The 12,453-nt window shown below is 47.3% G+C and carries 12 protein-coding genes and 1 pseudogene; 7 read left to right on the top strand and 6 right to left on the bottom strand.

Going from position 1 to position 12,453, the window contains the following annotated elements; genetic code table 11:
* Positions 1-420: 420 nt before the first annotated feature.
* Complete coding sequence (locus tag ACEW9J_RS06150) at positions 421-1,434, top strand: sulfate/molybdate ABC transporter ATP-binding protein (RefSeq protein WP_373544256.1); 1,014 nt, start codon at positions 421-423, stop codon at positions 1,432-1,434.
* A 91-nt stretch (positions 1,435-1,525) separates the two neighbouring features.
* Positions 1,526-2,152: a tetratricopeptide repeat protein gene (locus tag ACEW9J_RS06145; RefSeq protein WP_373544255.1), complete on the top strand. Its 627-nt coding sequence runs from the start codon at positions 1,526-1,528 to the stop codon at positions 2,150-2,152.
* A 133-nt stretch (positions 2,153-2,285) separates the two neighbouring features.
* Here the strand turns inward: ACEW9J_RS06145 and ACEW9J_RS06140 are convergent, their stop codons facing one another.
* From ACEW9J_RS06140 to ACEW9J_RS06125, 4 genes are read right to left on the bottom strand one after another with little or no spacing between them, the layout of a single operon-like run.
* Entirely contained in the window at positions 2,286-2,627 is a 342-nt protein-coding gene (locus tag ACEW9J_RS06140; protein ID WP_373544254.1) for a DUF5615 family PIN-like protein, read from the bottom strand.
* Entirely contained in the window at positions 2,628-2,954 is a 327-nt protein-coding gene (locus tag ACEW9J_RS06135) for a DUF433 domain-containing protein (RefSeq protein WP_373544253.1), read from the bottom strand.
* Between the two features lie 24 nt (positions 2,955-2,978).
* On the bottom strand, positions 2,979-4,169 hold the full coding sequence (locus tag ACEW9J_RS06130; protein ID WP_373544252.1) for an AAA family ATPase: 1,191 nt from the start codon (positions 4,167-4,169) through the stop codon (positions 2,979-2,981).
* 35 nt (positions 4,170-4,204) lie between these two features.
* Positions 4,205-4,780, bottom strand: coding sequence for an RNA 2'-phosphotransferase (locus ACEW9J_RS06125; protein ID WP_373544257.1), 576 nt, complete (start codon positions 4,778-4,780; stop codon positions 4,205-4,207).
* Between the two features lie 238 nt (positions 4,781-5,018).
* Here ACEW9J_RS06125 and dxs point away from each other — a divergent pair, with 238 nt between their 5' ends.
* From dxs to ACEW9J_RS06100, 5 genes and pseudogenes are all read left to right on the top strand, one after another.
* On the top strand, positions 5,019-6,929 hold the full coding sequence (gene dxs, locus ACEW9J_RS06120; protein ID WP_373544251.1) for a 1-deoxy-D-xylulose-5-phosphate synthase: 1,911 nt from the start codon (positions 5,019-5,021) through the stop codon (positions 6,927-6,929).
* A 203-nt stretch (positions 6,930-7,132) separates the two neighbouring features.
* Positions 7,133-7,550 (top strand): annotated as a pseudogene (locus tag ACEW9J_RS06115) (tautomerase family protein).
* A complete protein-coding gene (locus ACEW9J_RS06110; RefSeq protein WP_373544250.1) occupies positions 7,550-9,130 on the top strand; it encodes an MFS transporter in 1,581 nt (526 codons plus the stop codon). The pseudogene ACEW9J_RS06115 and the gene ACEW9J_RS06110 overlap by 1 nt, the downstream one beginning before the upstream one ends.
* Positions 9,131-9,243: 113 nt before the next feature.
* Positions 9,244-9,708: a hypothetical protein gene (locus ACEW9J_RS06105; protein WP_373544249.1), complete on the top strand. Its 465-nt coding sequence runs from the start codon at positions 9,244-9,246 to the stop codon at positions 9,706-9,708.
* Positions 9,709-9,834: 126 nt separating this feature from the next.
* On the top strand, positions 9,835-10,131 hold the full coding sequence (locus ACEW9J_RS06100; RefSeq protein WP_373544248.1) for a hypothetical protein: 297 nt from the start codon (positions 9,835-9,837) through the stop codon (positions 10,129-10,131).
* On the opposite strand, the gene ACEW9J_RS06095 is transcribed toward ACEW9J_RS06100, so the two are convergent.
* Together ACEW9J_RS06095 and ACEW9J_RS06090 are read right to left on the bottom strand one after the other, a co-directional pair.
* Positions 10,128-11,444: a site-specific DNA-methyltransferase gene (locus ACEW9J_RS06095; protein ID WP_373544247.1), complete on the bottom strand. Its 1,317-nt coding sequence runs from the start codon at positions 11,442-11,444 to the stop codon at positions 10,128-10,130. The two genes, ACEW9J_RS06100 and ACEW9J_RS06095, sit on opposite strands and share 4 nt — an antisense overlap.
* Before the next feature lie 183 nt (positions 11,445-11,627).
* The coding region (locus ACEW9J_RS06090; RefSeq protein WP_373544246.1) for a hypothetical protein at positions 11,628-12,453 on the bottom strand (826 nt) is incomplete at its 5' end.

Genomic DNA, 12,453 nt, shown 5'->3' with positions numbered 1-12,453 from the left:
CATTCCGCACTTCGGAAAAGTAGCATCAAAAAAGCCTAAATTTGCGTCACGGCAATCAGTGAGTTACGATCGGTAGCATCGTCAAACTGTCGAGTCTTCGTGACTAGTATGTGTCGTAAAAGTTGAAGTGCGGAATGTGGGTTAAAGATATTTCTCCAGTGGCATGGTAGCATATCAATCTGTTTGGGACATTTGAGTTTAGTCCATCCACATCAAAGGTCGATATTGATGCCTTGGTTATTCGCTCTGCTAACCCGACTTACAAAGCATCAAGCAATCCAAGCTGAAGCCAAACTAACCTTGGCTGAAAAGCGTGGCTAGCATGGGTTTAAAACGTACTTATATATTTTTGGCGCGTTGGGCTATTTTAGCCGTCATCGAGCGATGCTAAGATACGGTTATTCAAGTCTCCAATAGATTGTGGGCATTGCCGTAGAAAATATCTCCAAACGCTTCGGGCACTTCCAAGCGATCGATTGCATAAATCTCGAAATCGGGCAAGGCGCGCTGATTGCCCTCCTCGGTCCTTCCGGTTCGGGTAAATCTACGCTACTCAGGCTGATCGCTGGATTGGAAACGCCTGACGAGGGACGGTTGTGGCTGGCAGGCAAGGATGCGACTCGTCAGAGCGTGCGAGCACGCAATATCGGCTTTGTCTTCCAGAATTATGCCCTATTCAAACATCTGACGATCGCTCAAAATATCGGCTTTGGTTTGGAGATTCGATCGATCTCAGCCTCAAAAGTTAGACAAAAAGTCGCCGAACTGCTCGATCTAATTCAACTCAGCGGCTTGGGAGATCGGTATCCCGCCCAACTCTCCGGCGGACAACGCCAACGTGTCGCCCTCGCCAGAGCCTTGGCTATCGAACCCAAAATTCTCCTCCTCGACGAGCCATTCGGCGCATTGGATGCCAAAGTCCGCAAAGATCTCCGCGCCTGGTTGCGTCAGTTGCACGAACGCTCTCGCGTCACGACAGTATTTGTCACCCACGATCGATCGGATGCGATGGCAGTTGCCGATAAAATTGTGGTGATGAACAAAGGACGGATCGAACAAGTAGGCACTCCCGCTGAGATTTACAATCGTCCGGTTAATGCTTTTGTCATGGGTTTTGTCGGGCCAGTAAATACCCTTCCCAGTAGCTCAAATATCTTCCAAACTAATACTTTTGGAGCTACAAATTCCCAAATATTTCTCCGTCCTCATGATATTGCGATCGAAATCGGCGCGAGTACTAGTACCGTAGCTGTAAAAGTCAATCGATTAACTCATCTCGGCTCGGAAATTCAAGCAGAATTAGCTTTAGATGATGGACAGGTAATTACGGCGCATCTAACCAGAGAACGCTTCGACGAGTTGCAACTTGCGCCCCATCAACAGGTATTTGTCAAACCAAAAGCAGCTAAACTTCCGCTAGATTATTCTATTTAACCTTTGTAGTCAAAATAGTTGAAAAGAGGCAACATCGTTGGTGCTCAGTTTAGATTATGATTGATAGCATCACAAAATTAACATCCTTTATATGTCAACGAACATCTCACTGTGGATTAGATTAATTGGGATTGGCGCAATCGTCAACCTGAGTCAACCGATCGCGATTGCGAAAAGTTTGGGTGAGGTTGCTAACACAGCTAGAATAAATACTGTGTCGATCGCTACAACTAGGGGAGGTTCTGGTAATTACTTCTCATCGGCTTCACGCAAGTACAACAGTGGAGACTATCGCGGCGCATTAGCTGATTACAATCGCGCCATTAAATCCAATCCCAATAGTGCTAATGCTTACTACAATCGCGGCTTGATAAAAGCGACTAAATTGCAAGACGAGCGCGGTGCATTAGCTGATTACAATCGCGCTATTCAACTCAAGCCCAATTATGACGCTGCCTACAATAATCGTGGCAATCTAAAAGTAGATAAACTGCAAGATTATCAAGGCGGACTAGCAGACTACAATCGCGCTATTCAACTCAAGCCCAGAAATGCTGATGCCTTCTACAATCGCGGTGTTTTAAAGTATACTTTCCTCAAAGATCTTAATGGCGGCATTACTGACATGCAGCAAGCAGCCAAACTATCCCAAAAACAAGGTAATACCGACGGCTATCAAGCGGCAAGCGACTTGCTCAACGAATGGCGATCGAATTAATTGATAATTATCAATTATCAATTAATTTGACATGCTGACTTCCTAAACAAATTTGTGAACGAATTCGTAGGTAAAATCAACCCGTCCTTTACGTAATATAGCAGGATCCATTCGATCGGTGGTTTTACAAAGCTTACCTTGTAGGACTATTTACTCTAACTAATTCAGATGCGATCGAATCCCTCGTAGCTAATACCCGATCGATCTCTGCTGTAAACCCATCCCAATCTAAATTTTTAGTGCAAGCTACGATTCCGGCATGATTAAATCTATTGTTGTGCAACCAAATAAAGTCTCTGCGATTTTGAGTAATTACTGCTCGATTTTGACTATTAGCAAATGCCAACACATCTTCATCAGAAATACCCTGATTTGCCTTACCTGCATCTTTTACAGTCAGCACATCGTAGCCCTTTATTCGCAATCTTTCCACTACTGGTAATGGAAATTGTTCGTCAGCATATAGGCTAATCATCTAAGCTGCCTTGTTAGCTGCGATCGCACCACTAATTTCATCAGGAAATGCCTCAGCATAGCTCCAAGCATGGTAAAGATCTGTTGTAGTAAGTTGTGGATATGCTTCGAGAATTTTGAGATCGCTTGCTCCCATCTGGCGATACTCAACCACATCCCACACAGGGATTCTCGTACCAGCAATACAAGCATCGCCACCGACAACACCAGGAGTTTTACTAATACCCGTCCATGAATTAGCAAGGTTTTGGATAAGTACCTGAAGAATCTCGGTTTTTTCAGGTACCGATAATGCTAGCAGCCGATTTTGAAGTTCTCGTACATTCATTTGATGTTATTTAATTTCGATCGCCTAGACAAATTTGTGAACGAATTCGTAGGTAAAATCAACCCGTCCTTTGCGTAACAAAGCAGGATCCATTCGATCGGTAGTATTACAAGTCATTAATACTACCAATTTTTGCTGAATATGAATCCCAGATTCATCAATGACACTCTGATAAAGAGTCCCGTCTAGTAACCCCAAAATATGTTCGGTTGTGTTATTGTCTTGAGCAGATTCGAGTGCGCGATTTTTAGCTAAATTATCGGCTTCATTAATAATGATACAAATCCGCTCTAAATAACTAGGTGGAACGAAGTTTTCGACAGCATCACGATCGAGGATAAAAATTACGTAACCCAAGGGCATCAACACTTCTTTGGCGAGTGCTTGTGTCCAGGCTGTTTTACCCGTACCAGGTTCACCATTGACTAATACAGCAACTCGATCGTTTTCTAATATTTCTTGTTGAACGCGATCGCTAAAGCTTTGAATTTCGGCTGAGAACGATCGAATGGGATACTCACTATTGATTTTACCCACCCGACTTTTATAACCGCTGAGAATCACTGCGATGTCAAAAGTGGCTTTATTGATTAATGGTGCTAAATCTTTAGCAGAAATTGTATATTGCCGTTTACCTTTTTCATAAGTCTCAACTTGTACCCAGATATCATATTCCTTCCAGTACGCAGAAACATAGCCCAATACTTCCAGCCGATCCCAACTAGTAAATCGCTCGGTAGGATAATAAAAATATCGCTCCCAATAGTACTGTGTAATTAGATCGGGTTTGCCCAAGATCTCTAGAATATTTTTGACAGTGATTTCTTCCAATCGATTTAACACATACTCGATCGGAATACTATCACGACTGACTAATTGAACGATCGGAGTTTGGGCAATTAGGACATCTTTGTGACGGCGATCGGGTGAAGCCGGATCGGGGGTAATATAGTTCCACAGTTCGTTAAATTCGTACTGAACGCTATCCGAAAATACATTGAGAATATTTGCCCACCACGCATATTGTTTGCGACTGAGCGCATCGGCGACATCGCTCAAGAAGTCCGCACTACGTTTGGCGAGACTCCAGCTATCATTGATAACAATATTGGCAAAAAATCCGATGTCTAAATCTCGATTTAGCGGTCGCCATCCCGATGCTAATAGTCCTTTGTTTTGAGCATTATTATTCTGGTTTAAATTATCGTAGCCCATATTAATTATCTGTCCTAAAGTTTACGTTCCGAGCTTCAGGTTGGTACGCGATCTAATTGTGTTAAATATTGCGGGGGAACTTCATCAACCAGCCACACATCATTTTCGGTGCGATAAAAGTGATAACCATCAGCAATCATCGCGATTGTATCTATCACCAAGACGACACTTTTACCCCGCCTACCACCTACCTTGAATGCCATGTTCAGATCCGTGGTGAGATGGGCGTGGTGACGAGACATTTTTTGCAGTCCTATGACTAAGATTGCCGCTATCGCCTGGACATGAGTGCCGTGATAGAGAGTTTCTGGGGGAGTTTGAACTGGAAGCTGTAAATCGATCTCGATCGAATGTCCCTGGTTAGCGCGAATCAAATCGCCGCGATCGTTAAATGCAAAACGTTGTTTATCATTAGTGGCAACTACCTGTTGTAGGTCGGCTAGACTAAGCTCAAATCCATTTGCTGATGCTGCTGCTAGCAGCTTATCTACTTCAATCCAGCCACCTGGCAAGAGTTCCAGCCCCAATCGTTCTGGCTGATGGCGCAAGTGCTTGGATAAGTATTTACTGATTCTAACGTAGCGTTGGGGAATTTGCTGAGTGCCAGTCATAAAAGTTGTAATATTGCCCGAATTATCGATCTCTAGCATACCCAGAATCAACTCTAGCTCGTTGCAGTTGAGGTAGGGTGTGTTAGGAAGCTCAACGTCTTGCCAACCGTTTCATTTCCCCACCGCCCATTGCTAACTGTAACAACCCCAGAAATTACCGATCTCAAACCTGCTAAATAAATTACAGTTAGAGAAGGCAATCATATATCGAGATCGTATCAGACGGGGAAAACTGGCTATGCACCTAAGCGACATCACCCATCCAAACCAGTTGCATGGTTTATCGGTTCGGCAGCTAGAGCAGATTGCTCTAGAAATCCGCGAAAAACACCTTCAGACAGTAGCGACCAGCGGTGGTCATTTGGCTCCTGGGTTAGGTGTGGTCGAGCTGACACTGGCACTGTATCAAACATTGGATCTCGATCGAGATAAGGTAGTTTGGGATGTTGGACACCAAGCTTATCCTCATAAATTAATTACGGGCAGATACAATCGTTTTCATACGATCCGCCAGAAGGACGGGCTGGCAGGCTATCTCAAACGTGGTGAGAGTAAATTCGACCATTTTGGCGCGGGACACGCATCTACGAGCATTTCAGCAGCCTTGGGGATGGCGATCGCTCGCGATCTCAAAGGTGAAAACTTTAAGTGTGTAGCCGTGATTGGCGATGGCGCACTCACTGGCGGGATGGCTTTAGAAGCGATCGATCATGCCGGACATTTACCCAAAACCAATTTATTGGTAGTGTTAAATGATAATGAGATGTCCATATCTCCCAATGTGGGCGCAATTCCACGCTATCTAAATAAACTGCGCGTTAGTGCGCCGATTCAGTTCCTCAGTGACAATATCGAGGAACAGTTAAAAAATATCCCCTTTGTGGGCGAATCGATCTCGCCCGAACTTGCACGGGTGAAGGAAGGGATGAAACGGCTGGCTGTGCCGAAAGTCGGGGCAGTATTTGAAGAATTAGGTTTTACTTACATTGGGCCTGTGGACGGTCACAATCTGGCAGAATTGATTAGTACCTTTGAAGGTGCTCACAAGCATCCAGGGCCAGTGATCGTTCACGTTGCGACGACTAAGGGTAAAGGATACACGATCGCCGAAAAAGATCGGGAAGGCTACCATGCTCAAACCCCCTTTAATCTAGCCACAGGGAAAAGTATTCCAGCATCTAAACCCAAACCACCTAGCTATTCCAAAGTATTTGCCGATACCTTGATTAAGCTCGCCGAACACGATCCGAGCATTGTCGCAATTACCGCAGCAATGGGCACGGGTACGGGTCTAGATAAATTTCAGACAGCATTTCCCGATCGATATGTAGATGTCGGGATTGCCGAGCAACACGCGATTACCCTCGCCGCTGGGTTAGCAACCCAAGGAATGCGTCCGGTAGCCGCAATTTATTCTACCTTCTTGCAACGGGCATTCGACCAGATCGTTCATGACGCAGCAATTCAGCATCTACCTGTATTCCTGTGTCTCGATCGAGCCGGAATTGTCGGGGCTGATGGGCCGACCCACCAAGGGATGTATGATATTGCCTATCTGCGCTGTATCCCCAATATGGTGCTAATGGCTCCCAAGGATGAGGGTGAGTTGCAGCGAATGGTAGTTACTGGAATTAATTATACCGATGGGCCGATCGCAATGCGCTATCCGCGTGGTAACGGTTACGGGGTACCATTGATGGATGAAGGCTGGGAAGAACTCCCGATCGGTAAGGGTGAAATCCTCCGCCAGGGTGATGATGTCCTGATGATCGCCTATGGTTCGATGGTACATCCGACCCTCCAAGCGGCCCAGCTCCTAAGCGAACACGGGATTTCGGCAACGGTAATCAATGCCCGATTTGCTAAACCGTTGGATACCGAATTATTTGCGCCGCTGGCTCGATCGATCGGTAAGGTAGTAACTGTAGAAGAAGGTTGTCTAATGGGTGGTTTTGGTTCGGCAATTGCGGAGTCGCTACTGGATCTCAATGTCGTCGTCCCCATCAAACGGATCGGCGTACCAGATATCCTCGTCGAACACGCTACTCCTGATGAGTCATTGGGTAGTCTCGGTTTGACAAGTTCTCAAATAGCCGAAACCGTGCGAAATACTTTTTTCACGCAAAAGCCTGTAGCAATTGGCGTGTAAAGACTGATTTATTTATAGAACATCCGATCGAGAGCATCATTTAATATCGAAGATAGCCCGAACATTTAGAGATAGATGTTCGGGCTTTGATTAGAGCTTCGATCTAATTTTTAGTTAAATATGGCGATCGGAAAAGCTGGTATCTGGCACGATCTAAATATCCTAATTACCCTGATGACTGGTATAAATATTAGTTTAAATAAATGTCACAAATTAAGATTTATGGATTGCGAACGCACCTAGATCCCATCAAGTCACAGCTTTCAAATGTGATTCATAGTTGTGTCGTCGATGCTCTCCAATATCCACCGCACAAACGCGCTCATCGTTTCTTTCCATTAGAACGTAGCGATTTTTATTATCCACCGGAACCAGGACGAACCGTTGGCGTAGCCTACCGGAGGTAATCGCTATCTGATAATTGAGGTGAGTATGTTTGAGGGGCGATCTGTAGAAACTAAGAAGCAATTGATAGAGTTATTATTCGCTCGATCGGACAAAGAATTAGGAATCTCTAATCTAGATTTAGAAATCACTATTTTTGAAACACCCAAAGATAACTGGGGGTTTCGGGGATTGCCTGGTGACGAACATAGTTTAGATTATCGAGTAAATATCTAATGACTGATATCATCAAGCAGCCCTGCGATGAGGGCGCGAGCCATGCCCAATCGGACGTTCCGCCCGTTAGTGTGAGTACCCAACATTGGGTGTTGCTGGCGACAATTCTCGGCTCTAGTATGGCATCGATCGATAGTACGATCGTCAATGTTGCTCTACCGATTCTCCAAACCGAACTCAGGGCAACGGTAACTGATGTGCAGTGGGTGGTCGAGTCTTATGCGTTATTTGTCGCAGCGTTGATTCTCGTCGGCGGTGCATTGGGCGATCGATTTGGGCGGCGGCGGATATTTACGATCGGGGTGATATTATTTACGCTGGCTTCGATCTGGTGCGGGTTCGCGCCCAATATTGGGCAACTGATTTGGGCACGATCGATCCAAGGCATCGGGGGTGCCCTGCTCATCCCTGGCAGCTTGGCAATTATCGGCGCGACGTTCCCCTCAGACCGACGTGGCAGCGCGATCGGGATCTGGTCTGGATTTAGCGCGATGACCTCCGCCCTCGGCCCTGTTTTGGGCGGCTGGCTGCTCGAACGTGCGTCTTGGCACTGGCTGTTTTTTATCAATCTGCCGCTGGCGGCGATCGTGTTGGGTGTAAGTCTGTGGCAGGTACCCGAAAGCCGCGATCTGGAAGCATCGCCCAAACTAGATTGGGTGGGCGCAGTATTGGCGGTGGTCGGGCTAGGGGGGATTGTCTACGGACTGATTGAGTCGTCCAGTCAGGGCTTTGGCAATGTCCGCGTATGGGGTGCGATCGCGATTGGATCGATCTGCTTGGGTGCATTTATCATCGTCGAAGCGCGGCTCTGTGCACCGATGGTACCGCTGAAACTATTTCGTTCCCGCACCTTTAGCGGTACCAATCTACTCACCCTACTGCTCTACGCTGCGCTGGGAGGTGCCTTATTTTTCCTCCCCTTCAATTTGATTCAAGTGCAGCATTACGCGCCCACAGCGGCGGGTGCCGCACTGGTACCGTTTCCAATTTTGATGTTTCTGCTCTCGCGGTGGTCGGGCGGATTGGTCGATCGCTATGGTGCTAGAAAGCCGCTAATTATCGGCCCGACGATCGCGGCGATCGGATTGGGATTGATGACCGTGCCAAGCATCGGTGGCGGCTACTGGACGACATTTTTCCCCGCCGTCATCGTGCTGGGGTTGGGGATGGCAATTACAGTTGCACCCCTGACTACGACGGTGATGGCGGCGGTGTCAGTGCGCTATACAGGCGCAGCTTCGGGGATTAATAATGCTGTGGCGCGGGTGGCGGGATTGCTAGCGATCGCCGTGATGGGGATTGTGGTTTCTCACGTCTTCAATGCTAGCTTGGATCGCCGCATTCTCCCGCTCGATTTGCCCTTGGCAGCCCGACAGTTGCTCGATCTCCAGCGCATCAATTTAGCAGCAGCAACAGTACCACCTGGTTTGAGTGCCAATACGAGCCTAGCACTGCACTCGGCGATCGCACTGGCTTTTGTAGACGGCTTCCGATCCGTGATGTGGATAGCGGCGGGATTGGCAATTTCCAGTGCCGCAATTGCCGCCCTCCTGCTGGGCGATCCTGCCCGCCAACGGTAACAGCCGGATCGAGTGAGTAAGTAGGAGATTAAGAGTTACTCACTCGCACTTGATGTTTAGCCCAAGTTGCTACCTATACTGGAATTAAAATGTAATGTATAGACAGTAACGCTATGAGCGACCCCAATTTTTTGCGGACGATATCAGATCTAGGCAAGATAATTACGCCAATCGATAGCACGATCCGCTTTCCAGAAATCCTCGAAATCCTAATTAACAAATACTCAGGTGCAGTCGAAACTTTTTGCCAGCTTATCAGAGAGTGCGATTCAAGCGAAGATGTGTTGCGTCAAATCCGCCAGCCAGAGCGTGAGGCTGATGAACGGATGGCACTTCTTAAAATGTATCGACGTTGTGTTTCGCCAGTTCTGGATACCGAAACCACCAAAAAAATCAGAAAGATTAGCACCGAAAGCCTGATTGAGACTTATGGGCTGACCTTCAAACCGATAGCCAAACTCAAGCAGCAGTTCCAGGCGATGTCACCAGAGTACCGATTCGCGCTTGCTGCTTTGATTGGAGAGTATGATACACGCGGACAGTCAGGCTACGAGCTGACAGGGCTGTTCTTTGATTAGGTTGCCGCGCATTTTGAGGGCAGATATCTCATCGAAGGGCCACGCGGTGCAGGGCGAGACATCGAGCTGTCAACACTATACCCGTCTTATCAAGGTGCCTTCCCGTGCGATTTTGTCATCCGTAGAGTGTCAGATAATGAAGTTGCTGCGATTGGCTTTGCCCGCTACGATTCCACACGCGGCGGCGCGCAATCGGATGACCGCACCAGCGGCAATGCGAATAAAGTCGATAAGGCGAAAGCTTTCGATCGAGTGACCCCCACCAAGCTCAAGATCGTCTTTTTAGCTGATGGGCCTGGGCTGATGCACAATGACACTTGGGAAGAGTCCTGCCAGCTTGACGGACAATGGGATGGACGCGTGCGCGTGGTGACGCTCAAGCTAGCTGCTAAACGCATTACGTCTGAATGGCTTGAAGGCTAGAGATATACCAGGGCATCAATGGCATCTGGATAGGTTTCATAAAGTTGTTCATCTACGAAGAACGCACATTCTACTTTGTCATTCACCGACAACAAAGAGATCTGCGTCGCCTTCGGATTGAGGTTCACATAGTCGCCCATCGCATTCACGCCATGCCGCATCCGTTGCAGCGTTGCTTTAGCTGCCGTGAAGGAGGTATCCACGCCGATAAAGCGGCGATCGAGATCGCGTGCTGCCTGTAACGTAGTGCCAGAACCGCAGAATGGATCGATTACCAAATCCCCCACATCCGAACTTGCTGCCACAATTATCTTGAGCATGTCGAGGTTTTTTTCGGTGGGATAGCCTGTTATTTGAACGCTTTGATGGTGAGCATCACGGTACCCGTCCCAATAATCTGTTAGTTTGCGCTTTTTATCAGCCGACCAGTAAACTTTGCGGCGTGGGTTGCCGTTCTTTGACCAATGAATATCACCTTGTCGATCGAACTCTTCGAGCTTTTGGGGTACATACTGCCAATGCTTGCCTGGAGGAGGTATCATATCTCGCCACGGCTGACCCGTCTCACCATTGCGCGTACCAGGGGCATGAATAGGGACAAGCTTATAGCGTCGCCCCAAAGTATCCAGCTTGGGATACTCTTTGAGCACCCATGCTTCTTCAGCCTCTATCTGTGGCTGATTCCATTTGTAGGAACGCCGTTTTGAGTAAAAGAGAATAAAATCATTAATGTTGGCAAATTGCTTGCTCGTAAAATTCTTACTACTACACTTGCGTCGTGTAATTAGGTTCCGAAATTGCTCGGCACCAAAAACTTCATCCATAATTACTTTTATGTGTGCAAGCATTTGATGACCGATATGGACATAAATTGAGCCATCATCCGTCATGCACTCCCGCATGAGAATGAGCCGTCGTCGCATGAATTCAATATAAGCCGCCTGCCCCATATCATCGCTGTAAGCGTGTTCTAGGCTTCGCGAATGAAAATCAAAGCCTGTGCGATATGGAGGGTCTAAATAAAATAACGTCGCTTTGCGATTTTGCGAGATCAGTTGGTTAAGAACGAAAAAATTATCATCTAGGATGAAGGCATTATCTGTTAGTGCTTGCACCTCGGGATGTGTTTTTGCGCTGACATGTAGAAAGTGGTGTGGCACCGCACGAATGATATCACCCAGTGCTGACTTATTCTGATAGGTAAGTTCAGCTACTGCGTCACTCTCTGGCAAAGGCATGTCATTATCTATAAACTTGAAAGCTGAGATCGCATCTGCCGATAGTTGCTCCCGCTTTGTTATCCCTGTTGCCATGCTATTTATTTTTGGTAACCATACCATATAATAAAGCGATGAACATGTCAAGAAAGCCATCTAATGTTCATTAGATGGAAAATGAGTAGACGAAATCTAACAGGTAACCATCGATCGCCACTCACGGCACTCTAACGGAACGTTTCTATTTTGCTATTAGTAACAGGGCTGGCTGCGGCTGTCTTACTTCCAAGCATTCGGGGCAATGATTTTAGCACTGCTATCGTCCAAATAAAACTCGGACACTGGCACCCCGCTCAATTCGCACCGGAGTGGTTCCACCATGCGCGTAAACGGATTCCACACCGCTGTTACCACCCGGCGTTGTTTTTTGCGAATCAACTCACAACTGATATGCACCGTCGGTAACTCAATCGCGAGCACGCTATGTAAAGACGCGACCACCTTGAGTGCGTACCTCGACTCCAAATCGGCTAATTTAGTCGCTAATTCCCGCTCGGTGGCGGCGATTCGGGCTAGTTCCTTGGCTTCATCCTCCCCGACTAAATGACGAGCGACAATCCGGTGGCGAATCTCTTGAGAGATGGTGCCATAGTAAGCATTCAACCGCTCCCGATCTCTAGCTTTAGCTCTAGCTAACTTAGCTTGCCAATTGTGGAGATCCGTGTCGATTAACTCCGCCGCAGTGCGTTCGATTAACTGTGTTAACAGCGTCGCCGATTCTCCAGATATCGGAGTCAAGGATGTCACCGCCACTCGGTCGGCTTCCCAAAATAAAGCATCCCCAATCGCCACTGGAGTCACCAGCGTCAGCTCATTCAACAGAAACGACACCATGCCGATTCTTTTTTCATCGGCTTCGGCAGTATAAGCGACATGACACCAGAGATACCGCGTCGGGGCGGGCTTGGCATCCAGATAGCGAATCAGACCATTTTGGGGGGTCAGCGTTTGGAGCAGTTGTTTCTCAAAGCCAGTAGTTTTCAGATGTCCTTGGTAAGCAATCGAGATCGCACTCATCACCCCGCGCTGGTTTAATAAACTGCTA

It is taken from the genome of Chamaesiphon sp. (genome assembly GCF_041737865.1).
Lineage (GTDB): Bacteria > Cyanobacteriota > Cyanobacteriia > Cyanobacteriales > Chamaesiphonaceae > Chamaesiphon.
Note: the sequence above shows the minus strand (reverse complement) of the source record. Positions and strands in the feature narration are given on the sequence as shown.